This is a genomic window from Micromonospora sp. WMMC273, from assembly GCF_027460285.1.
GTDB classification, from domain to species: domain Bacteria; phylum Actinomycetota; class Actinomycetes; order Mycobacteriales; family Micromonosporaceae; genus Micromonospora; species Micromonospora aurantiaca.
In genome coordinates this window covers 3,384,648-3,406,924 of sequence record NZ_JAPZBE010000001.1, presented here as the reverse complement: position 1 = coordinate 3,406,924, position 22,277 = coordinate 3,384,648, and the positions used below count along the sequence as shown (strand labels likewise).

The window sequence follows — 22,277 nt, the reverse complement described above, 5'->3', positions numbered from 1 at the left end:
GGAGGCGGCCCGTCCGACCACGCACCGGAGGTACACCATGTCGCTCACCTTCCACTGGTTCCTGCCGACCTACGGCGACAGCCGGGACATCGTGGGCGGCGGTCACGGCGTGCCGGTCGGCACGGCCGGTGGCGCGCGACCGGCCAGCGTCGCGTACCTGGGGCAGATCGCCCGCACCGCCGAGCAGCTCGGCTTCGCCGGGGCGCTCACCCCGACCGGCGCCTGGTGCGAGGACGCCTGGCTGACCACCGCCATGCTCACCGAGGTGACCGAGCGGCTGAAGTTCCTCGTCGCGTTCCGGCCCGGCCTGCTCTCACCCACCCTCGCCGCGCAGATGGCGTCCACGTTCCAGCGCCTGTCCGGCGGGCGGCTGCTGCTCAACGTGGTCACCGGCGGCGAGTCCGCCGAGCAGCGCGCGTACGGCGACTTCCTGGACAAGGACGCCCGCTACGCGCGTACCGACGAGTTCCTGCACGTGGTGCGGGCGCTGTGGCGCGGCGAGACGGTCGACCACGACGGCGCCCACGTGCGGGTCGAGGGCGCCCGGCTCAGCCGGGTGCCCGACCCGGTGCCGCCGGTCTACTTCGGCGGGTCGTCCGGCGCGGCCGGGCCGGTGGCGGTCCGGCACAGCGACGTGTACCTGACCTGGGGCGAGCCGCCCGCGCAGGTGGCCGGCAAGCTGGACTGGATCCGCGGGCTCGCCGCTGAGGCCGGTCGCGAGCTGCGGTACGGCATCCGGCTGCACGTGATCAGCCGGGACACCGCCGAGGAGGCGTGGGCCCAGGCACGCAGGCTGCTCGACGGCATCCCCGAGGCCGACGTGCGCGCCGTGCAGGAAGGGCTGCGGCGCAGCGAGTCCGAGGGGCAGCGGCGGATGCTCGACCTGCACGGCGGCTCCCGCGACGGGCTGGAGGTCTCGCCGAACCTGTGGGCCGGATTCGGGCTGGTACGCGGCGGCGCGGGCACCGCACTCGTCGGCAGCCACACCGAGGTCGCCGACCGGATCGCCGAGTACCACGCGCTCGGCCTGGACGAGTTCATCCTCTCCGGCCACCCGCACCTGGAGGAGGCGTACTGGTTCGGCGAGGGCGTGCTGCCGATCCTGCGGCGGCGCGGGCTGTGGCGGCACCCGGCCGGTGAGCCGGAGGCCGAGGCGCCGGCCGCCGTGCCGTTCTCACCCCAGCCCGTCCCGGCCCGCGGCTGACCGTCGCGGATTCGTGGCCGCCGCTGTGTGGTGTGGCGACGGCGGCCACTGCCGTGCTCGGTCCGGTCAGAGCGGGCGTTGCCCGGCGAGGAAGTCGGCAAGCACCCGGGTGTGCGTGGAGAAGGCCAGCTCGACCGGATCGGTGAGCACCAGCCACTCGGTGGCCTCCTCGGTCGGCGCCGACGGCGGCAGGTCGCCGACCGGCCGCTCGGGCAGCACCCCGAAGACCATCATGGTGCCGCCGGCCGGGGCGCCGTGCACCGCGAACAGGCGCGCCTCGCCGGCCTCGGCTCGCAGCCCGGTCTCCTCGCGTAGCTCACGGACGAGCGCCTCGGACCACTCCTCGCCGTACTCGATGAAGCCGCCCGGCAGCGCGAGCTGCCCACGCGCCGGCTCGATGTCGCGGCGCACCACCACCACCCCGAGCCCCTGCGGCGTGCGGACCGGCAGCACCGCCACCGCCACCGGCAGCGGATTACGCCACACCGTCTCCCCGCAGGAGGAACAGACACGCGGCCACCCGGCGCCCGCCGGGTAGGCCGCGCCGCAGAACGAGCAGTGCGAGTACGCGGTCACGCCGCAGCACGTTACCCGCACCTGTCGCCCGAGGTCAGGCGTCACCCCTCGGGGCGACGAGCGCGGCGCGCGCCTCCATCAGGGCGAACCCCAGGAGGTTGTCGCCCCGCCAGGTCGCCGGGTCGTCGGCGCGCGGATCGTCGGCGGTCAGGCCGATGCCCCAGACCCGGTCGGTCGGGCTGGCCTCGACGAGCACCCGGTCGCCGGTGCCGAGCAGGAACCGCCGCAACGGCTCGTGCCGGGCGAACTTGGCGATGCTGCCGGCCACCACGATCTCGTACCGGCGGGCCGTCCAGGTCGCCTCGTCGAAGTCGCGGACCTGCCGGCCGAGCGCCTTCGCCCGGTGCGGATGCCCGGCCGCCAGCACGCGTTCGGCGATCGCGTGGTCACCGAAGAGGGTCGCCTTGTGCCACATCATCCAGTGCTCGGCGGTGGCGAACTCCCGGCCGTCCACAGTGAACGCCGCCGGCCACCACTGGCTCAGGCAGCTCGCGCCGATGCTGCCGTCAGGCCGTGGCCGGTGCCCCCAGAAGTGCAGGTACTTGACCGTCCGACCGGCGTCGAGCGCGGCGGTCAGGTCGGCGACGGTACGGATCGACATGCCCCGCAGTCTGCCCGAACCCACCGACATCCCACCGCCGCTTTTCGCCCCCGGCAAGGCACCGCGCGCCTCCCGCGCACCGACGTTGACCGTCTCGCGGCCCGTCGCGCGTCACCCGTCGACGCAGTCGCCCGAAGCCTGCCTCCTACCCGCCTCACGAGGCGCGACGTCCCACGCCGAGGGAAACGCGTTCCGCATCCCGGGATCGCGAGAGATCTTGGTAGGAAGAGGCCCCTGTAGGGACCATTTCCTACCAAGATCTCTCGCCGGGGCGGGCGCCAACTCTCCACCGCGCCCCGTGGTCCTCGCCGATCTTGCGCTTTAGTGCCCCGCAATCCAGGCGGAAAGGGGCATCACAAGGGCCCGAACTGCAAGATCGGCGAGGCGAGGCGAGGGCGGGAGGGTTAGGGAGTGGGGGCGCCTGTGTAGAACGCGGTTACTCGGGTGCCTGCGGTTTGTGCCTGCTCGGTGGGGGTGCCGGACTCGATGCTTGCCCTTGTCCAGCTGTTGCTCGACTCGGTGACGAAACTGCGGCCCTCCTCCGAGGCCATCCAGTCGGCTGCGGTGGCCGGATCGACGCCCGTGCCGTCGGCGGCGAAGTGGGAGGCCAGGCCGACCAGTGCCAGGTCCCAGCCGATGCCGACCGCGCCCGGACCGTACTCGGCCCACCGCTGGTCGTCGACGTGCGCGACGTGTTCCAGCTCCAAGCGGGTACGCCCCGGACCGGCCTCGCGCAGCCGCACCTCGATCCAGCTCACCTCGCCGCCGAACTCCCAGGTGGCGGCGAAGCCGTGCGGCGGATCGCAGCGTTCGACGGTGCCGCCGGCGTTGCCCTCCAGCTGGTACCGGCCGCCGAGGCTCAGGTCACCGGAGACCGGCAGGAACCAGCGGGGTATCCGTTCCGGGTTGGTGCAGGCGTCGAAGACGTCGGCGACGGGTGCGTCGTACGTCTGGGCGATGGTGAGCACCCGCGCCTGCCCGGCGGGGAGCGTGCGGTCGCCGATGCGGCGCTCGACGGCGCTGATCTGTCCGGTCACGTCGATCATGGTTCGGTCCTCTCGTCGTCTGTGGTGTCCTCGCGCAGCCGTCGTTCGCGGCGGCCCCGGGCCAGCTCGGTGGCGAGCGCCGCCAGTGGTGGCGTCCAGAAGCGGCGGAACCCGTCCAGCCACGCGTCGATCTCGCGCAGCGGGCCGGGATCCACGGCGTAGAGGCGGCGGGTGCCCTGGGCGCGTACCGTGGTGAAGCCGTGGTCGCGCAGCACCTTGAGGTGCTGGGAGACGGCGGGCTGGCTGATGCCGAACTCGCGCCGCACGGTCTCGCCGAGCGCGCCGGCGGGCTGCTCGCCGTCGGCGAGCAGCTCCAGGATCCGGCGGCGGACCGGGTCGCCGAGAACGTCGAAGGCGTGCACGACCCCTTTGTATCACGGGTAGCTTATATAAGCGAGGACTGACGCGTCGCGGGGCGCCCGTCGCACCCGGGCGCCCCGCGTACCCCCGTGGGTCAGCCGCCCAGACGGGCGGCGACGGTACGGCGCAGCTCCGGCAGGCGGTCGTGCAGCAGGCCCGGGCACTGCGTGTCGTTGAAGTCCTTGTGCCCGTAGATCTCGGTGGGCGCGATGCCGTACTGCTGGCAGGTGAACGCGCAGAACGTGACGAGGCTGTTCCAGAGCGCCTGCGGCGGCTGCACGTCCAGGTAGATGCCGTCGTTCTCGATGCCGATGGCCTGGCTGTTCTGCCCGACGCAGTGCGCGCCCTGCACCATCGTCTGACCGTGCAGCAGCGCGTAGAGGCTGCCGTGCCGGCCCTCGGTCAGGTAGCCGCCCCGGCTGTTGGTGAAGTGCTGCCCGGAGTCGAGCCAGCCGTTGCCGTCCATGTGCAGGTCCTGGATGTCGCGGGAGTTGCGGTACGCCTGGGCGAGGCTGTAGTCGGTGGTGTTCGGGAACGCCGTGTGGTGGACGATGATCTTGTTGGGCCGGCTGGTCACCACGCTCACCGGCGACGAGGGCGGGCGGGCGCCCCAGGTCGCGCAGTTGGCGATGGTCGGCTGGTCGACCCGGGTGGCGGCGGCCCGCGCGCCGGGGCCGGAGCCGATCTGGGTCAGCGCGCCGACGCCGGCGGCGGCGCCGAGCAGGACCGCGCCGCGCAGCACGGTCCGCCGGGGTACGGGAAGGGACATCGCAACCTCCTCGGGAGAGAGGGGCGGCCGGGCGTGGCGGGACCGGCACCGCCCGCCACGCCCGGGCCGGTCTCAGCAGGGTCCGTTGCAGGCCAGGACGCGCAGCCGGTCGAGCGAGCCGTTCCACACGTTCTGGTCACCGGGGAAGACCCCGGAGGAGGACCACTGCCAGAACGAGTACGTGCCCCAGCCCGCCGGCAGCGTGCCGACGCTGCTGGAGTAGCGGGCGATCCACAGTGGGTTGTTTGCGGCGAACTGCGAGGTGTTACCGGTGCAGGTGCTCCACCAGTCGGTGGTGGTGTAGATGGTGGCCCACCGGCCGGTGCGGGCGTGGTACTGGTTGACGAACGAGGCGATCCAGCTGCGCATCGACGCCTGGCTCAGGCCGTAGCAGGTCGCGCCGTACGGGTTGTACTCGATGTCCAGCGCGCCGGGCAGCGTCCGCCCGTCCTTCGACCAGCCGCCGCCGTGGTCGACGAAGTAGTTGGCCTGGGTGGCGCCGCTGGTGGTGTCGGGGCGGGCGAAGTGGTACGAGCCGCGGATCATCCCGACGTTGTACGAGCCGTTGTACTGCTGGGCGAAGTACGGGTTGGTGTAGTAGGTGCCCTCGGTCGCCTTGACGTAGGCGAACCGGGCGCCGTTGGCCCACGCTCCGGACCAGTTCACGTTGCCCTGGTAGCTGGAGACGTCCATGCCGGGTAGCCCGGCCGGGGCGGCGCCGGCGGGGGCCGCCCCGGTCAGGGCCGCGGCGGCGACGGTGACTGTGGCGAGCAGTGCTGCTCCGGCCGCGCGCAGCGCCGATCGGATCGAACTGTGCATCTGTCCTCCCTGGGGGTTGCCGCGCTCCGGCGGCGGGAGTATGACGAAAGGAACTGTCGTCATTAGGGCACAGGGCGGAGAAACTTTTCAATAGACTGCATCGAAGAATCTCATTGAATCGGGTGCTCAGCCGAGCTGGGCGAGCACCTCGGCGGCGGCGCGCTCGCCGGCGGTCACCGCGCCCTCCAGATAGCCGCTCCACCGGGTCGCGGTCTCGGTGCCGGCCCAGTGCACCCGGCCCACCGGCGTCCGCAGTTCCGGGCCGTACGCGCACCACGCGCCGGGTGGCAGGACACCGCAGAAGCAGCCGCGCGTCCACTCGTCCGCCGACCAGTCGTACTCGACGAGGTCGTCGGGGTGCGCGGCGGCCGGGCCGAAGATCGCGGCGAGCGCCTCGCACAGCGCGTCCCGGCGGGCGTCTGGCGGAAGCCGGCGCAGCGCCCGGGCCTGCGCGCCGTAGCTGAACGCGGTGAGCACCCCGCCCGGCGCGTCCGGCAGCGAGTTGTCCACCGTCTCGGTGAGCGGCCCGGTGTCGGTGCTGGACACGCCGGAGCGGCCGTCGGCGCGCCAGAACGGCTCCGGGTAGAGCGCGTGCACCTTGAGCGCCACACCCATCGGCATCCGCTGGGTCAGCCCGTCGCGCAGCGGGGGCAGCGGCGGGTCGTACCGGATGCGCCCGGCCAGCGTCGGTGCCAGCGCGACCACCACCGCGTCGCCGCGGTAGGTCTCGCCGCCGGCGCGCACCCGCACGCCGTCGCCGTCCTGCGCGACGCCGTCCACCGGGGCGTGCAGGCACAGGCTCCCCGGCGGCAGCGCGGCGGCCATCCGCTCGGCCAGCGCGGCCGGACCACCGGCGATCCGGTCCTGCTGGGCGCCACCGGCCATGCGCAGCAGCGACCGGGTGCCGCCGCCGCTGCGCAGGTAGAACAGCATGTGCAGCAGCGAGACCTCGTCCGCCGAGGCGGCCAGCAGGCCACCGGCGAGCATCCGGCCCGCGTATCCGGCGGTGACCGGGCCGGCCGCGCTCGCGTCGAGCCAGCCGCCGAACGTGATCCGGTCCCACAGTGCCGCCTCGGCGGCCCGCCACGGCGCGGCCGGGTCGAGCGTGCCCGCCATCTCGTCGAGCGTGCCCAGCAGCGCGGACAGCCCCGGCGGCTCGCCGGTGGCCGGACGTCCGCCGAGCAGCAGCGCCGCCGCACCCTGCGCGGGGGAGGGGAAGGTGGTCAGGCCGTACGCGGCGACGAGCGCGTACATCCGGTCCTGGGTCGGGCCGATCCACTGCGCGCCGAGATCCAGCCAGCCGCCGTCTGGTAGCGGGCGGCTGCGCGTCCGGCCGCCCACCCGGTCCCGCGCCTCCAGCACCCGTACCTCGGCGCCCGCCGCGTCCAGTGCGAGCGCGCAGGCCAGACCGGAGAACCCGGCGCCCACGACGACGACCCGGTGACGGCGCACGCAACGGCGTACCCCGCTCCCGGCCGGATTCACCCGGCCCGGCGTGTCGAAACCGGCATCAGTCGTTCGTGTGGAGGGTGAGAGGGCGGCGCGGGGCCGTCCCCGGCGGTGAGGAGACACCGATGAAGCAGTACCTGATCAGCATGTACCAGCCGGCCGGTCAGGGCCGTCCCGACCCGGAGTTCCTGGCCGGGGTGATGCGCGAGGTCGAGGCCATCGGCCGGGACCTGCGGGAGGCGGGGTGCTGGGTGTTCGGCAACGGCCTGCACGACCCGCAGACCGCCACCGTGCTGCGCCCGGCCGGTGACGAGGTACTGGTCACCGACGGGCCGTTCGCCGAGGGCAAGGAGTACCTGGGCGGCGTCACCATCATCCGGGCGCCCGACCTGGACGCCGCGCTGGACTGGGGCCGCCGCTACGCCCTCGCGACCACGCTGCCGATCGAGGTCCGCCCGTTCCAGGGCGAGGGATGACCGACGTCGAACGGGTCTTCCGGGCCGAGTACGGCCGCGCGGTAGCCGTCCTGGTCCGTCTCCTCGGCGACATCGACCTCGCCGAGGAGGCGGTCCAGGAGGCGTTCACCGTCGCCGTGTCGCGGTGGGCCGCCGACGGGCCACCGGCCAGCCCGGCCGGCTGGATCATCACCACCGCCCGCAACCGCGCGATCGACAGGCTGCGGCGCGAGGCCACCCGGGCCGCCCGGCACGCCGAGGCCGCCCTGCTGCACGCCGACGACGACCCGCCCGCCGAGGAGGGGCCCGTGCCCGACGACCGCCTGCGCCTGATCTTCACCTGCTGCCACCCGGCGCTCGCCGCTCCCGCCCGGGTGGCGCTGACGCTGCGCCTGCTCGGCGGCCTGAGCACCGCCGAGATCGCGCGCGCCTTCCTGGTGCCGGAGCCCACCATGTCGCAGCGCCTGGTCCGGGCCAAGGCGAAGATCCGCGACGCCGGTATCCCGTACCGGGTGCCGCGCGACGCCGACCTGCCGGACCGGCTGCGCGGGGTCCTCGCCGTGGTGTACCTGATCTTCAACGAGGGGCACACGGCGAGCGCGGGGGAGCGGCTGGGCCGCGCCGAGCTGGGCGCCGAGGCGATCCGGCTGGGCCGGCTGCTGGTGACGTTGATGCCGGACGAGCCGGAGGCGCTCGGCCTGCTCGCGCTGATGCTGCTCACCGAGGCGCGCCGCGCTGCCCGTACCGGCCCGGACGGCGTGCCGGTGTCGCTGTCCGAGCAGGACCGTGGCCGGTGGGACCGGGAGCTGATCGCCGAGGGGCAGGACCTGGTCCGCCGGTGCCTGCGGCGGGGCCGGCCCGGCCCGTATCAGATCCAGGCCGCGATCGGCGCGGTGCACGCGGACGCGCCCACCGCCGCCGCCACCGACTGGGGACAGATCCTCGCGCTCTACGACCAGCTCGCCGCCGTCGCGCCCGGGCCGGTGGTCGCGCTGAACCGGGCGGTCGCCCTGGCCGAGGTACGCGGACCGGCGGCGGGACTGGCCGAGGTGGAGCGTCTGGACCTGGCCGGCTACCACGTGTGGCACGCGATCCGGGCCGACCTGCTGCGCCGGCTGAACCGCCCGGCGCAGGCGCGGACGGCGTACGACGCGGCGATCGCCGGCACCGGCAACGCGGCGGAGCAGACGTTCCTGCGCCGCGCCCGCGACCGCATGCCGGGATGATCACACCGACAGTGCACGTAGGAGGCCGGCAACGCCCCAGAAGCGAGCGGCGATTGCCTGGGCATTGACGCGGCGGCAGAGAAAAGTACACTCCCGATGTAATTAGTTTTTCCGCGCTCCGTCGACCGGCACGAGGTGACGATGAGCCCACCGGCCACAGCCACCGACGAACCGGGCCTGGCGCTGCACCACGTCGGCGTACGCTTCGGCGGCCTGGTCGCCCTCGACGACGTCTCGCTGCGGGTGCCGCCCGGCCGGATCGTCGGCGTGATCGGCCCCAACGGCGCCGGCAAGACCACGCTGTTCAACGTGGTCTGCGGCTTCGTCCGGCCGACCGAGGGCTCGCTCACCCTCGACGGGCGGCCGTTCCGGCCCCGCCCGCACGCCCTCACCCGCCTCGGCATCGCCCGCACCCTCCAGGGCGTCGGCCTGTTCGCCGGGCTGAGCGTGCTGGAGAACGTGGTCGCCGGTGCCAGCCACACCGCCCGCGCAGGCTTCACCGCCGCCCTGTTCGGCCTGCCCCGCAGCGACAACGACGAACGGCGGCTGCGCGCCCGGGCGCTGGACCTGCTCACCGAGCTGGGCATCGAGAAGTACGCCGACGCGGCGCCCGCGACCCTGCCGTACCCGGTGCGCAAGCGAGTCGCGCTGGCCCGCGCGCTGATCGCCCGGCCCCGGCTGCTGCTGCTCGACGAACCGGCCGGCGGTCTCGGCGCCGACGACGTGGCCGAACTGGCCGACCTGGTCCGCGCGCTGCCCGGACGCGACGACGGCTGCGCCGTGCTGCTCGTCGAGCACCACATGGACCTGGTCATGTCGGTCTGCCACGAGCTGGTGGTGCTCGACTTCGGCAAGGTGATCGCGGCCGGGCCGCCGGAGCGCATCCGCGACGACCCCCGGGTCACCGAGGCGTACCTGGGTGCCGACGTGCCGGCCGAGCCGACCGGGAGCGCGTCGTGACCGCCGTGCTGGAGGTGGAGGCGCTCAGTTGCGGCTACGGGCCCGTGCCGGTGCTGCGCGACGTCGCTTTCACCGTCCCGGCCGGCACCGTCACCGCCGTGCTCGGCGCCAACGGCGCGGGGAAGACCACGCTGCTGCGGACCCTCTCGGGTCTGCTGCGGCCCACCGCCGGCCGGGTCCGGTACGCGGGCGAGGACCTGCGCGGCGTCCGGGTGGAACACCTGGTCCGGCGCGGCCTGGCACACGTGCCCGAGGGCCGCGGCGTGGTGACCGAGCTGACAGTGGCGGAGAACCTGCGCCTGGGCGGGCTGTGGCGGCGCGACCGGGCCGACGCCCGGCGCGCGCAGGACGAGGTGTACGAGCTGTTCCCCGCGCTGGCCCGCCGCCGCGACCACGCCGGGCACCAGCTCTCCGGTGGGGAACGGCAGATGCTCGCGATCGGCCGCGCGCTGATCGCCCGGCCCCGCCTGCTGCTGCTCGACGAGCCGTCGCTGGGCCTGGCGCCCAAGGTGGCCGCGCAGATCATGGCGCTGCTGCGGCGGCTGCGCGACGAGCGGGGGCTCACCGTGCTGCTCGTCGAGCAGAACGTGCGCTCCGCGCTGTCCGTCGCCGACCAGGGCATCGTCATGTCGCTCGGGCGGGTGGTGACGGCCGCGCCGGCCGCCCGGCTGCGCGACGACGACCAGCTCCGGCACGCGTACCTCGGATTCTAGGAAGGGGTCGCGGATGGAGCGGTTCTGGTTCCTCACCTTCGACGGGCTCGCCTCCGGGGCGGTCTACGCGGCGTTCGCGCTCGCGCTGGTGCTCATCTGGCGGGCCGCCCGGGTGGTCAACTTCGCCCAGGGCGCGATGGCCGTGGCCACCGCCTACGTCGGGTACGCGGTCGTGTCCGCCACCGGCTCGTACTGGCTGGGCCTGGCCGCCGCGATCCTGTCCGGACTGGCCCTGGGCGCGCTCGTGGAGCGGGTGCTGATGCGGTTCGCCGGCCCCGGCGGCCCGCTCAACCAGGTGATCGTCGCGCTCGGCCTGGTGCTCGTCATCCAGGCGGTGCTCGGCATGGTCTTCGGCAACGACTACCGGCCCGCGCCTGCGCCGTTCGACACCGACGCGCTCACCATCGGCGGGGTGGCCGCGCTGTCCCCGTACGACCTGTGGGTGCTCGGCGCGGCGCTCACAGTGGTGGCGCTGCTCGCGCTGTTGTTCACCCGTACCCCGGTGGGGTTGCGGATGCGGGCCGCCGCGTTCGCGCCCGAGGTGTCCCGGCTGCTCGGCGTCAGCGTCGGCCGGATGCTCACGCTGGGCTGGGCGCTCGCCGCCGGGGTCGGCGCACTCGCCGGCATGCTCGTCGTCCCCACCGGACTCGGCCTGCACTCGCACGCCATGGACCTGGTCTTCGTGGTCGCGTTCACCGCCGCCGTGGTCGGCGGCCTGGACAGCCCGGTGGGCGCGGTGGTCGGCGGCCTGCTGGTCGGGCTGATCCTGTCCTACGTCACCGGCTACCTGGGACCGGACACCACCCCGCTGGCCGTCCTGGTGTTGCTGCTGTCCGTCCTGCTGGTCCGCCCCGGCGGGCTCTTCTCCGCGGCGAGAGCGAGGCACGTGTGACGAGCACCCCCACCGAGATCGCGCCCGCCGCGCCGTCCCCGCTGCGGCGGCTGCTCCCCGGCGCCCCCGCCGGACGCGAGGCGCGCGGCTCCACGCTGCTGCGCCACCTGGCGCTCGCGGTGTTCGCCGGCACGCTCGTGGTGCTGGTGACCAACCAGCTCGCGCCGTACCAGAACCTCCAGGTGGCGCGCGTCTGCGCGTTCCTCTGCGTCACCGCCGGGCACACCGTCCTGGTCGGACTCAACGGCCAGCTCTCGCTCGGGCACGGCGCGTTGATGGCCACCGGCGCGTACACCGTGGCGCTGACCCAGCAGGCCCTCGACGAGCGAGCGGTACGCGGCTGGTGGACGCTGCCGGCGTCGCTGCTCGTCGCCGTCGCGGTGACAGCGCTCGGCGGGCTGGTCGTCGGGCTGGCCGCGGCCCGGCTGCGCGGCCCCTACCTGGCCGGCGTGACCCTGGCGGTGGCGACGCTCGTCCCGGCGGTCACCACGATCTTCACCGGCGTGTTCAACGGCGAGCAGGGGCTGCGGTTCCCGGCGCCGACGCCACCGGCGGCGCTCGGCGCCTACTTCCAGCCGGAACGCTGGCTGGCCTGGATCGCGCTGGCCGCCGCGCTGCTCACCATGCTGCTGCTGGCCAACCTGGTGCGCAGCCGCTTCGGCCGGTCCCTGCGGGCGGTCCGCGACGACGAGGTCGCGGCCCGGCTCGCCGGCATCCCGGTGGCCCGCACGCAGGTGCTCGCGTTCGTGGTCAGCGCCGCCTGCGCGGGCCTCGGCGGCGGCGTGTACGCGATGCTCACCGCCACCGTCGCGCCCGGCAAGTTCCCGCTGGACCTGTCGCTTTTCCTGCTCATGGCGATCGTGATCGGCGGGCTGGGCAGCCTGGCCGGTGCGGTCTGGGGAGCGGTGCTGCTGGTCGCGCTCCAGGACCTGCCCGGCCTGCTCACCGAACACCTCAGCCTCTCCGCCGGGCTGACCCAGCGGCTCGAGGGCAACCTCGCGCTCGCCGTGTTCGGTCTGATCCTCATCGTCGTCATGCTCGCCGCCCCGGGCGGCCTCCAGGGCGGGGTGCGTGCCCTCTCCACCCGCCTGCGCAGGGCCGTCCGCCGTCGTCCCGCCACCCGCCGGTCGCCGGACCGCTGACCTCACCGGTTCCACCCACACCGTTCGCACCGTCGCACCGGATTGGAGAACCATGCGCCCCACCACCCGCCGCGTTCTCGCGGCCGCCGCCGGCCTGGCCCTGCTGGCCGCGCTGCCTGCCTGCGCCGACGACGAGAAGCAGGCCGCCGAGAACGTCCCCGGCGTCAGCGACTCCGAGGTCGTCATCGGCACCCACCAACCGCTCACCGGACCGGCCGCCCCCGGCTACTCGAAGATCTCCGCCGCCACCAAGGCGTACTTCGAGCACGTCAACAGCAAGGGCGGTGTGCACGGCCGGAAGATCGTCTACAAGGTCATGGACGACGGCTACAACCCCGCCAACACCGAGAACGTGGTTCGCAAGCTGGTGCTCGACGACAAGGTCTTCGCGCTGCTCGGCGGCCTCGGCACGCCGACGCACACGAACGTGCTGGAGTTCGTCAAGACGCAGAAGGTGCCGGACCTGTTCGTCGCCTCCGGCAGCCGCAACTGGAACCAGCCGGACAAGTACCCGACCACGTTCGGCTGGCAGCCCGACTACACGGTCGAGGGCAAGATCCTGGCCACCTACGTCAAGAAGGAGTTCCCCGGCGCGAAGGTCTGCCACTTCGGGCAGAACGACGACTTCGGGAGGGACTCCCTGGCCGGCGTCGAGCAGATCCTCGGCCCGGTCGCGGCGAAGCAGACGTACACCACCACCAATCAGCAGGTCGGCCCGGCCATCGGGGCGCTGCGCGCGGCCGGCTGCCAGGTGGTCATCTCGGCGACCATCCCCGGCTTCACCGCGCTCGCCATGGGCCAGGCCGCCGGACAGGGCTTCAAGGCGCAGTGGGTGGTCTCCAACGTGGGCGCCGACTACACCACGCTGGCCGCCCAGCTCGGCGACAAGAAGGTGATCCTCGAGGGCATGGTGGCCGACAACTACCTGCCGAACGTGGCCGACACCGCGAACCCGTGGATCCGGGAGTTCACCAAGATCCACCAGAAGTACAACGCGGGCAACCCGGTCGACGGCAACGCGATCTACGGCTACTCGATGGCGTACACGTTCGTGCAGTCGATGCTCGCCGCCGGGCCCGACCCCACCCGGGAGAAGCTGGTCGAGGCCGTGCGCAAGGGCGGCTTCCGCGGGCCCGGCCTGGTCCCCTTCCGGTACGCCGACGGCGTGCACGCCGGCTACGGCGGTGTGCGGCTCACCAAGGTGAGCAACGGCGTGCAGGAGTACTTCGGCCCTGCGTACACCACGGACGACGGCGACGGCGCGGTCACCGAGTTCACCGAGCCGCCGACGAACCCGCCCGCCGACGCGGTGCCGACCGCCTGAGGCGTCCCGCCGGGCGGCCGGGTGCCGGTCGCCCGGTGGCACGCACGTAGAGTGGCCGCCGGTACCCGAGCAACAGGAGATTCCGTACCCATGATCGAGGTGGAGGCCGACCCGCCGGAGCGGGTGGACGGCCGGGCGGCGCGGGCCGAGCGGACCCGGGCCGCGATCGTGGAGGCGCACCTGGCCCTGATCGACTCCGGTGACCTGCGGCCCACCGGGGAACGGATCGCCGAGCGGGCCGGGGTGTCGCTGCGTACGCTCTGGACCAACTTCAAGGACATGGAGACGCTGTTCGCCGCGACCGGGCGGCGGGTCGGCGAACGGCAGGCCGCGCTCTGGCAGCCGGTGCCGCCGGAGCTGCCGCTGACCGCCCGGATCGCCGCGTTCTGCGACCAGCGCGCCCGGCTGCTGGAGGTGCTGGCGCCCTCGGCCCGCGCGTCGGCGCTGCGGGAGCCGTTCTCCCCGCAGTTGCGGCGCAACCGGGAGGCGGCGGTCACCCGGGTCCGGCAGGAGATCGAGGCGGTGTTCGCCCCGGAGCTGGCGCAGGCCGGGCCGGGGCGGGCGCAGTTGCTGGACGCGCTGACGGTGGCCGGCACCTGGTCTTCGTGGTCGATGATGCGCGACTCGATGGGGCTCGACGTGGAGACCGCCCGCGCCGTGATGGCGCGCATGCTGGGCGCGCTGCTGGTCGACGCGATCGCCGCCGGCCTGCGCTGAGCGCCCCGCCGGCCCGCGCTGAGCGTTCCGGCGGCCGGTCAGGCGACCTCGCCGGTGGTGGCCACCTCGCCCAGCTGGCCCAGCGTGCTCAGGTAGGCGTCGTGCAGCTCGTCGGTGGCCGCCGTGCACGCGTCGGCGACGGTGACGATGCGATATCCGTTGTCGACCGCCTGGTAGGCGGTGGAGGCGACGGCCAGGTTCGTCGCGACGCCGGTGAGCACCACGGTCCGCACGCCCCGGCCGCGCAGGATCAGGTCCAGGTCGGTGCCGGTGAACCCGCCGAGCCGGGTGGAGGTGACGACCACGTCGCCGGGCTGCCGCGCGACCTCGTCGACGATCCGGGTCTTCGGGTCGCCCTCCAGGAACGCCCCGCGTTCGGCGATCATCGCGAAGCTCGGGGTGTTGGCGATCAGGTCCGGATAGCCGGGCCGGTAGGCGACCCGGGTGAAGACCACGAGACCGCCCGCGGCCCGAGCGGCTGCGGCGACCCGCGCCGCGTTCGCCGCCACGCCGTGCCGGGCCACCTGGTCGGCGAAGTACGCGCCGAAGACGCCGTCGGGGCTGACCACCTCGGGTTGCCAGTGGACGCCCACGACTGCGGTGTATGCCCAGTCGATGCGCTGCATGTCGGTCCCGTCAGGGTGCGGAGAGCTGCTGCGGCGCCAGCTCGTAGCGGCTCAGGCCGCCGGCGGCGGTGCTCCTGCCGAAGGCGTCCCGGCGCCCCCAGCGGCCGGGGACGTCGAGCAATGCCACGTAGTCGAGGCTAGCAGGCAGGGCGGGCCGGGCCACGAGATCGTCGCCGACCGGCCGCAGGCCGAGCATCGTCCGCAGGAGCAGCAGTGGAGCCCCGGCCGACCAGGCCTGCGGGCTGCACGCGGTCGGATACCGGATCGGGTAGCGGGTCTCGGACCGGGCGTGCCCGGCGAAAGCCTCCGGCAGCCGGCCGTCGTAGAAGGCCGCCGCGTCCAGGATGCCGGCCGCGACGCGGGCCGCCTCCTCGGCGTACCCGTAGCGCCGCAGTCCCCAGGCGATGAACGAGTTGTCGAACGGCCAGATGGTCCCGACGTGGTAGCCCACCGGGTTGTAGCGCGCCTCGCCCTCGGCCAGCGTGCGGACACCCCAGCCGCTGAACATCGCCGGTGACATCAGGTGCCGCACCAGGGCCTCGGCCTTCGGCTCCTCGACGATGCCGCTCCACAGCAGGTGGCCGATGTTCGACGACAGGGCGTCCACCTTGCTGCCGTCGCCGTCCAGCGCCAGCGCCATGTACTCGCCGTCGTCGATCCAGAAGTCGTGGTTGAAGCGGCGCTTGAGGTCGGCGGCGTCCCGCTCCAGCCGGTCCGCGTACGCCGCGTCGTGCCAGATCTCGCGGGCCAGCCGGGCGGTGCGCACCTTCGCGTCGTACGCGTACCCCTGGAGTTCGCAGGTGGCGCGCGGGAAGCCCGGCAGCCGGCCGTCGCGGTAGGAGATGCTGTCCCAGGAGTCCTTCCAGCACTGGTTCTCCAGGCCGTTCACCGGGTTGCGCCGCTCGTAGGAGACGTAGCCGTTGCCGGCCCGGTCGGCGTAGTGGTCGATCCAGTCGACGGCCGCCCGCGCCTCCTGCTCCACCGCGCGCACGAGGGCGGCGTCGCCGGTCCACCGCTCGTACTCGTCGAGCAGCACGAGGAACAGGGGAGTGGCGTCCGCGCTGCCGAAGTAGGGGCTGTGCGGCGTCTCGTCGAAGACGGTCAGCTCGCCGTAGCGCATCTCGTGCAGGATCCGGCCCGGCTCCTCCTCCCGGAAGTCGTCGATCCGGCTGCCCTGGCGGAAGGCGAGCACTGTCAGCGTGGTGGCGGCGAGCTCGGGTGCGAACGGCAGCGCCTGGAGGCTGGTGAGGATGCTGTCGCGGCCGAACAGGCTCATGAACCAGGGCAGCCCGGCGGCCAGCACGCACCCGGTCCCGGCGAGGAACGGGCTGAACCGCAGCGCGGCCAGGTCGATGAGGCTCTGCCGGTAGGTGTTCTGCAACGGCCCCCAGCTGGTCTCCAGTCGCGGCGCCCGGTCCAGCCACTCCCGTAGCTCGGCGGGCTTGTCCCGGGCGTTGCCCTCGACCCGTCCGGGCAGGCTGAGCCGTTCCAGCCCGCGGGGCAGGGGGAGGTCCGGCTCGGCGGTCAGCCGGGTCTGCCACCGGCCGTGCGGTTCGATGTGCACGCGCAGCGTCAGGCCGTTCTCGTCCACCTCCGCCGGAGCCGTCGCCGACACGATCGTCTCGCGGCGGTAGCGTTCGCGCTGGTAACCCAGGACGAGTCGCGGGCCGTCGACCCGCCGGTAGTGCCGCCCCTCCCGGTTCGTCGTGCCCTCCTTGACCGCGAAGAGGTCCGCGAAGTCCGCGTCCACCTCGATCCGTACGGTCAGGTCGACGGCTCGCCGGTCGTTGTTGACCAGGACCAGTTCCTCGTGGAGTCCGCTGTTCAGCCTGTGGGTGCGGCGCACCTCGAGCGTGCTGTTGACGTAGACGTCCTGCGCGCCCGGGACCAGGTAGAACCGGTTCTCGAAGTACTGGATGTCGTCGATGGACAGCGTGCTGAGCCGCTCGCCGTCGATGGTGAGCTGCCACCGGGACAGCAGGCGGGTGTCGTGGGCGAACAGGCCGTGGGTGCCGTCGGCCGCCGGGACGATGTCGCCGGCCCGGTCGCAGACCAGGAAGATCGTCCCGTCGAAGATGCCGACGTGGTCGTCACCCATGCTCGTCTCCCCGGTGTCCTTCCGGGCGCGAGCCGGGCGGGGAGGGGAACAGCCGGCGTACGGTCGCGAACAGCCGGGGGCTGCCCTCCACCTCGGCCTCGCCGCGCAGGACGGTGGTCAGGAAGTACGCCTCGCCCCGGGCGATCCGGTCGAAGACGGCCCGGTCCGCCCGGACGACCGCGTCCCCGCCGGTGGCCTGCCGTGCCGCGGTGACCTCGCCCCGGGCGATGGAGACCAGCCAGTGGTCGACCGACCCGTCACCGGCGATGTCGAACCGGACGGTGCCCTCGTGGAGCGCTGTCAGCCCACGCTGCCTGCGCTGCCCCAGGCCCCGGAAGAACTCTTCGGTGGCGTCGGCCATCGGCCCTCCTCCCGATGGCGCTATTCCCCGCCAGGGGGCCCGTCGCCTCACCCGGAACGGGTGAAATCGGGGCTAGTCCTCGCGCAGGCGGCGCAGGATGCGGGTCAGTTCGCCGCGGTCCTCCGGCGAAAGTGCGCCGAAGAACCGTTCCGCCTCGGTGGCCCGGGCCTGCCGGATCGCCGTGCCCACCCGCTCGCCCTCGGCGGTCGGGGCGACCAGCGTGGCCCGCCGGTCGGCCGGGTCGGGCCGGCGCTCGACCAGGCCACGCTCCTGCAACCCGTCGACCACCTCGGTTGCCGAGCGCGGGGCGATGCGCAGGTGCTCGGCGAGCGCGCCGGGCCGCAGCGCGCCGTGACGCATCAGCACACCGAGCGCCCGCGCGTGCCCGGGGCTGATCTCCCACGGCTCCAGCGCGCGCTTGGTCTGGTGCCGCAGCCGCCGGGTCACCGCCCAGAACGTCTCGGCCAGGCTCTCGTCGCTGCCGTCCACGGGGAATACGGTAACAGGCTTTCGTGTTGTTCCCTCATGTTGAGGTAACCTCAGCATCGTCCCCCACACGAGGAGCACAGTTGGATCGCATCCCCGACGGCCGCCGTGACGGCCGCACCGTTTCCCCCGCCGAGAAGGCCCAGGCCCGCGACGTGTCCCTGCGCCGCATCGGCGGCCTGTTCACCGCCCACCGCGGCCCGCTCGCCACCGTGGTGGCGATCATCGTGGCGTCCTCGATCATCGCGATGGCCACGCCGTTCCTGCTGCGTACCGTGATCGACAGGGCCCTGCCCGAGCGTGACCTGACGCTGCTGGCCTGGCTGGTCGCGGGCATGGTCGCGGTCGCCGCCGTCACCGCCGTACTCGGCGTCGCCCAGACGTTGATCTCCACCCGCGTCGGCCAGCAGGTCATGCACCGGCTGCGCACCGACGTCTTCGCCCACCTCCAGCGCCAGTCGATCGGCTTCTTCGTCCGCACCCGCACCGGCGAGGTCCAGTCCCGCATCACCAACGACATCGGCGGCATGCAGTCGGTCGTCACCTCCACCGCCACCTCGATCGCCGCCAACCTCACCACAGTGGTCGCCACCACCATCGCCATGCTGGCGCTGAGCTGGCGCCTCACCCTCGTCTCGGCGGTCGTGCTGCCGCCCGCGCTCTGGCTCACCCGTCGGGTCGCCCGGCTGCGCCGGGAGATCACCGCCCAGCGCCAGCGTGAACTGGCCGACCTCACCGTGACCATCGAGGAAGGGCTGTCGGTGAGCGGCGTACGGCTGGCCAAGACGCTCGGCACCGGCCCGGCCCTGGTCGACCGGTTCACCGCCTCCTCGGCCCGCCTGGTCGACCTGGAACTGCGCTCGGAGCTGGCCGGGCGCTGGCGGATGGCCGCCATGAGCATCGTCTTCGCCGCCATCCCCGCGGTGATCTACCTGAGCGCCGGCCTGCCCGGCACCGCAGGCACGCTCACCATCGGCACGCTCGTCGCGTTCACCGCGCTCCAGGGCAACCTGTTCCGGCCGCTGATGGGCCTGCTCAACGTCGGCGTCACGCTCACCGCGTCGCTCGCCCTGTTCGCCCGCATCTTCGAATACCTCGACCTGCCCGTCGAGGTCGCCGAGCCGGCCCGCCCGGTCCCGCTGGACCCGGCCACCGCCCGCGGCCACCTGCGGATCGAGGACGTCACCTTCAGCTACCCGGGCAGCGACACCGCCGCCCTCGCGGGCGTCAGCCTGGACGTCCCGGCCGGCACCAGCCTCGCCCTGGTGGGGGAGACCGGCTCCGGCAAGAGCACACTCGCCGCGCTGATCAGCCGGCTGCACGATCCGGACGCCGGCCGCATCACCATCGACGGGATCGACCTGCGCGACCTGCGCCCGGCCGACCTGGCCGCCGTCGTGGGCGTGGTCAGCCAGGAGACGTACCTGCTGCACGGCACCGTGCGGGACAACCTCCGGTACGCCCGCCCGGACGCCACCGACGCCGACATCGAGGCCGCCGCCCGCGCCGCCCGCATCCACGACCTCGTCGCCGCGCTGCCCGACGGGTACGACACCCTGGTCGGCTCGCGCGGCCACCGGTTCTCCGGCGGCGAGCAGCAGCGCCTGGCGATCGCCCGCACGCTGCTGCGCGACCCGCGGATCCTGGTGCTGGACGAGGCGACGAGCGCGCTGGACACCGAGACCGAACGCGCGGTCCAGCGGGCGCTGGACGAGCTGGCCCGGGGCCGCACGGTGGTGACCATCGCGCACCGGCTCTCCACCGTCCGCGGCGCCGACCGCATCGCGGTGCTCGACCACGGCCGGATCGTCGAATCAGGCACCCACGACGCGCTGCTGGACCGTCGCGGCCGCTACGCCGCCCTGGTCGGTTGAACGTAGGAAAGTTTTGATCGGGCGTTCATTGCTGTAGGTATTTACCTGACCCTGCGCCACCCCTAGCATCGATCCGTGTCACTCGATGCGAGGAGGGGAACGATGTCGCTGATGACCACCGCCGCCCGGCGGCGCGTGCCGGCGCTGCTCACGACCGCCGTCGTCGCCGGTGCGATGCTCGGTGTGCAGCCCGCGCAGGCCGCCCGGCCGGGCTTCCGGATGCCGTTCCTGTGCGGCCAGACCTGGCAGGGCAACAACTGGAACGGGCACAGCCCCGCCCACGCCATCGACTGGAACCACTACGACGCCAACGGCAGCCCCGACGATCTCGGTCGCCGTACCGTCGCCAGCGCCGCCGGCACCGTGCTGGAGTCGTACTACTCCACCACCTCCGGCTACGGCAACACCATCGTCATCGGACACGGCGACGGCTGGCGCACCCGATATGCCCACCTCGACTCGCGCGCCGTGGCCACTGGCGACACCGTGAAGCGCGGAGACGTCATCGGCCGGGTCGGCGCGACGTCGGCGAAGTACGACCTCAGCCCGCACCTGCACTACGAGCAGATCCACGACGGCAGCGTGGTGGTGGCCGTCGTCCAGGGCGTCACCTGGTCCGACGGGCTGAAGCGCAACCAGACCAGCACCAACGGCTGCTGATCCGGGGTCGGGCCGCCGGGGCAGAAACCCGATCTGCAAGACGTGATTTACAGAGCACCAATGGGTAGAGTGGCGCGGTGCGCAGCGGAGTTCAGGGTCAGGTCCCGGTGCTGAACGTCGGTGACGCCGACGCGGCCGGCCGGTTCTACGCGCTGTTCGGCTACACCGGGCAGCCCGGCGAGGACGGCCGGTCGCGCCTGCGCTGCGGCGACCTGAACCTGCTGATCGTCGAGGGCGCCCCGGCCCCGGCCACGCTGTACCTCCACGTCGACGACGTCGCCGCGACCACCGAACGCCTCGTCGCGGCGGGTCACCGGGTCGAGACCGCTCCCGGCGGCGAGTGCCGCACAGTCGACCCCGCCGGCAACACGATCCTGTTCACCCGCGCGCTCGAAGTGCCCGCACCCCAGGCCGAACCGGACGGGCGGCCCGCGCCGGTCCGCCGGGCCGCTCAGGTCGCCGCCCGGCGCGACGGCGCGCCCGCGCACTGCCAGATCGGCGGTCCGCGCGGCGAGCCCTGCACCGAGCCGGCCGAGGTCAAGCTCGCCGACTCGTGGGGCGACACGGTCTGGGGCTGCCTCACCCACGCCGACGAGACGCTGGTCAACGCGCGCGGCGCGTTCCTGGCCACCGAGGACGCCACCGGGCTCGCCGCGTACCTGGCCGCCCGGCAGGCCCGCCCCGAGGCGGCCGCCGTTCCGGGCTGACCGTCGCGGCTCGGACCTGGGCCAGTCCCGGCTCAGCCCTGGGGCGGCTCCGGCTCGCCCGGGCGGGGCCGCTGTCCCGGAGCGGTGCGCGGCACGGGCGGGGGGAGCAGCGGTTCCAGCGGGGTGAACGACTCCACCGGTCCGTCCGGCCGCGCTCCACGCCGCGCCCGCCCCGCCTCGCCGGGCCTCCCTCGCGCGTCCCGTACCGCTCCCGCCGGTCCGCTCCCGTCGGCAGGCGGTGCCGTGGCGGCCGGCTCGCCGTCTTTCCCGGCCCGCGCCGTCGTCGGTCGTTCACGCCGGTCGCGTTCCTCGGCGTACTCGGCGCGACGCCGGGCCAGGTCACGCTCGCACTCCAGCGCGATGCGCTGCTCCCAGTACGGCTGGAGCAGCTTGCGCACCCGCTCGTCCAGGTGGACGGTGACGTCCGGCTCGCAGGCGAACGTCACCTCGCCGCGCGCGTACGTCCAGGGCGGCGGATCCTCGTCGGCGAGCGCGGCGGTCAACGCGGCGTGCAGGTCGCGCGGGCGGTGCGGCGGCACCTCCGCCGCGCACCGCACGGCCAGCCGGTGCAGGCGTTGCGTGGCCTGCTGCTGGAAGTAGTCCACGTACCAGCCGAACAACTCCGGCCGGGCCGTCTCCGACGACCAGGTGTAGGTGGCGCGCACCAGGAACACGTACACCTGGCCCTGCGCCGGCACCGCGAGCGGCTCCGGGACGCGCCGGTCGACTGTGGTCACCGCCGTCACCGGCTCCTCGGTCCACCAGAGCTGCCGCAGCGTCGGCTGCGCGCCGTCCCAGAAACGCCGGGTCCGCACGCGCGCCGCTTCGCCCAGCGCCCGCGCCCGTCCGGCCCACCGCCGCCGCCGGCTGTCCACCGGCGCGCCGGGCTTCGGCCGGCCGCCGCCCGGCTCGGGCCCCTCCGGCACCGCGGTCATCGCACCCCCTCCATGCCGGATCGCAGCACCGCGTCCCGCGGCGTCACCGGGACGCGCGGGCCGTCGGGCGAGGGGTGGCCGGACCGCCGTGGCGGTCCGCGATCCACGCTAACAACCCCGACCGGTGTACGCGCGCAGCCGCGCGCACGGCGCTTCCGCCCGGCTCAGGGGCGGGCGCTGACCGATCGGACGAGCCGTCCCGTAGTCCTATCCGTGGGACTCGGGGCGGTTTCGGTCCCGTTCACGGGACCGACCATCCAGAGTCGATCGGCGCACC

General features: G+C 73.7%; 24 protein-coding genes. 12 read left to right on the top strand and 12 right to left on the bottom strand.

Annotated elements, in window-relative coordinates:
• The first annotated feature begins 37 nt into the window (after positions 1-37).
• Positions 38-1,204, top strand: a complete 1,167-nt coding sequence (locus O7611_RS16015; RefSeq protein WP_269697144.1) for an LLM class flavin-dependent oxidoreductase — start codon at positions 38-40, stop codon at positions 1,202-1,204.
• Positions 1,205-1,270: 66 nt separating this feature from the next.
• Here O7611_RS16015 and O7611_RS16010 read toward each other — a convergent pair whose 3' ends face one another.
• From O7611_RS16010 to O7611_RS15980, 7 genes are all read right to left on the bottom strand, one after another.
• On the bottom strand, positions 1,271-1,780 hold the full coding sequence (locus tag O7611_RS16010) for an NUDIX domain-containing protein (protein ID WP_194799167.1): 510 nt from the start codon (positions 1,778-1,780) through the stop codon (positions 1,271-1,273).
• A gap of 34 nt (positions 1,781-1,814) precedes the next feature.
• Complete coding sequence (locus tag O7611_RS16005; RefSeq protein ID WP_194799168.1) at positions 1,815-2,411, bottom strand: NADAR family protein; 597 nt, start codon at positions 2,409-2,411, stop codon at positions 1,815-1,817.
• A gap of 374 nt (positions 2,412-2,785) precedes the next feature.
• The gene (locus O7611_RS16000) at positions 2,786-3,427 is read right to left on the bottom strand and encodes an SRPBCC family protein (protein WP_194799169.1); all 642 of its coding nucleotides are present in this window, start codon (positions 3,425-3,427) and stop codon (positions 2,786-2,788) included.
• A complete protein-coding gene (locus O7611_RS15995) occupies positions 3,424-3,789 on the bottom strand; it encodes an ArsR/SmtB family transcription factor (RefSeq protein ID WP_194799170.1) in 366 nt (121 codons plus the stop codon). Before O7611_RS15995 ends, O7611_RS16000 begins: the two co-directional genes overlap by 4 nt.
• Positions 3,790-3,881: 92 nt before the next feature.
• On the bottom strand, positions 3,882-4,556 hold the full coding sequence (locus tag O7611_RS15990) for a peptidoglycan recognition protein family protein (protein WP_194799171.1): 675 nt from the start codon (positions 4,554-4,556) through the stop codon (positions 3,882-3,884).
• Positions 4,557-4,628: 72 nt separating this feature from the next.
• Positions 4,629-5,375, bottom strand: coding sequence for a lysozyme (locus tag O7611_RS15985; RefSeq protein ID WP_194799172.1), 747 nt, complete (start codon positions 5,373-5,375; stop codon positions 4,629-4,631).
• A 126-nt stretch (positions 5,376-5,501) separates the two neighbouring features.
• Entirely contained in the window at positions 5,502-6,827 is a 1,326-nt protein-coding gene (locus O7611_RS15980; RefSeq protein WP_194799173.1) for a flavin monoamine oxidase family protein, read from the bottom strand.
• Positions 6,828-6,949: 122 nt separating this feature from the next.
• Between O7611_RS15980 and O7611_RS15975 the strand changes: the two genes are divergently transcribed.
• The 8 genes from O7611_RS15975 to O7611_RS15940 all read left to right on the top strand — a co-directional run bounded on the left by O7611_RS15975 (position 6,950) and on the right by O7611_RS15940 (position 14,253).
• Positions 6,950-7,300 carry a YciI family protein gene (locus O7611_RS15975; protein WP_064445706.1) on the top strand — a complete coding sequence of 117 codons (351 nt, stop codon included), beginning with the start codon at positions 6,950-6,952 and terminating at the stop codon, positions 7,298-7,300.
• Positions 7,297-8,505, top strand: a complete 1,209-nt coding sequence (locus tag O7611_RS15970; protein ID WP_194799174.1) for an RNA polymerase sigma factor — start codon at positions 7,297-7,299, stop codon at positions 8,503-8,505. The genes O7611_RS15975 and O7611_RS15970 overlap by 4 nt, the downstream gene beginning before the upstream one ends.
• 141 nt (positions 8,506-8,646) lie before the next feature.
• Positions 8,647-9,465: an ABC transporter ATP-binding protein gene (locus O7611_RS15965; protein WP_194799175.1), complete on the top strand. Its 819-nt coding sequence runs from the start codon at positions 8,647-8,649 to the stop codon at positions 9,463-9,465.
• Complete coding sequence (locus O7611_RS15960; protein WP_194799176.1) at positions 9,462-10,178, top strand: ABC transporter ATP-binding protein; 717 nt, start codon at positions 9,462-9,464, stop codon at positions 10,176-10,178. The genes O7611_RS15965 and O7611_RS15960 overlap by 4 nt, the downstream gene beginning before the upstream one ends.
• Before the next feature lie 13 nt (positions 10,179-10,191).
• Positions 10,192-11,070: a branched-chain amino acid ABC transporter permease gene (locus tag O7611_RS15955; protein ID WP_194799177.1), complete on the top strand. Its 879-nt coding sequence runs from the start codon at positions 10,192-10,194 to the stop codon at positions 11,068-11,070.
• Entirely contained in the window at positions 11,067-12,212 is a 1,146-nt protein-coding gene (locus O7611_RS15950) for a branched-chain amino acid ABC transporter permease (protein ID WP_194799178.1), read from the top strand. Before O7611_RS15955 ends, O7611_RS15950 begins: the two co-directional genes overlap by 4 nt.
• A 52-nt stretch (positions 12,213-12,264) precedes the next feature.
• Positions 12,265-13,536: an ABC transporter substrate-binding protein gene (locus O7611_RS15945; protein WP_194799179.1), complete on the top strand. Its 1,272-nt coding sequence runs from the start codon at positions 12,265-12,267 to the stop codon at positions 13,534-13,536.
• A gap of 90 nt (positions 13,537-13,626) precedes the next feature.
• Entirely contained in the window at positions 13,627-14,253 is a 627-nt protein-coding gene (locus O7611_RS15940; RefSeq protein ID WP_194799180.1) for a TetR/AcrR family transcriptional regulator, read from the top strand.
• Positions 14,254-14,291: 38 nt separating this feature from the next.
• Here the strand turns inward: O7611_RS15940 and O7611_RS15935 are convergent, their stop codons facing one another.
• The 4 genes from O7611_RS15935 to O7611_RS15920 form a co-directional block, all read right to left on the bottom strand.
• Positions 14,292-14,879, bottom strand: a complete 588-nt coding sequence (locus tag O7611_RS15935) for a cysteine hydrolase family protein (protein ID WP_194799181.1) — start codon at positions 14,877-14,879, stop codon at positions 14,292-14,294.
• 10 nt (positions 14,880-14,889) lie between these two features.
• Positions 14,890-16,977: an amylo-alpha-1,6-glucosidase gene (locus O7611_RS15930; protein WP_269697143.1), complete on the bottom strand. Its 2,088-nt coding sequence runs from the start codon at positions 16,975-16,977 to the stop codon at positions 14,890-14,892.
• Positions 16,970-17,338: an SCP2 sterol-binding domain-containing protein gene (locus O7611_RS15925; RefSeq protein WP_269697142.1), complete on the bottom strand. Its 369-nt coding sequence runs from the start codon at positions 17,336-17,338 to the stop codon at positions 16,970-16,972. The genes O7611_RS15930 and O7611_RS15925 overlap by 8 nt, the downstream gene beginning before the upstream one ends.
• A 72-nt stretch (positions 17,339-17,410) precedes the next feature.
• The gene (locus tag O7611_RS15920; protein ID WP_194799184.1) at positions 17,411-17,827 is read right to left on the bottom strand and encodes a MarR family winged helix-turn-helix transcriptional regulator; all 417 of its coding nucleotides are present in this window, start codon (positions 17,825-17,827) and stop codon (positions 17,411-17,413) included.
• Positions 17,828-17,907: 80 nt separating this feature from the next.
• Here O7611_RS15920 and O7611_RS15915 point away from each other — a divergent pair, with 80 nt between their 5' ends.
• The 3 genes from O7611_RS15915 (at position 17,908) to O7611_RS15905 (ending at position 21,065) form a co-directional block, all read left to right on the top strand.
• Entirely contained in the window at positions 17,908-19,698 is a 1,791-nt protein-coding gene (locus O7611_RS15915; RefSeq protein WP_194799185.1) for an ABC transporter ATP-binding protein, read from the top strand.
• Between the two features lie 102 nt (positions 19,699-19,800).
• A complete protein-coding gene (locus tag O7611_RS15910) occupies positions 19,801-20,358 on the top strand; it encodes a M23 family metallopeptidase (RefSeq protein WP_269697141.1) in 558 nt (185 codons plus the stop codon).
• A 77-nt stretch (positions 20,359-20,435) separates the two neighbouring features.
• On the top strand, positions 20,436-21,065 hold the full coding sequence (locus tag O7611_RS15905) for a VOC family protein (RefSeq protein ID WP_269697140.1): 630 nt from the start codon (positions 20,436-20,438) through the stop codon (positions 21,063-21,065).
• Positions 21,066-21,097: 32 nt separating this feature from the next.
• On the opposite strand, the gene O7611_RS15900 is transcribed toward O7611_RS15905, so the two are convergent.
• Complete coding sequence (locus O7611_RS15900; RefSeq protein ID WP_194799188.1) at positions 21,098-22,000, bottom strand: hypothetical protein; 903 nt, start codon at positions 21,998-22,000, stop codon at positions 21,098-21,100.
• Positions 22,001-22,277: the final 277 nt, after the last annotated feature.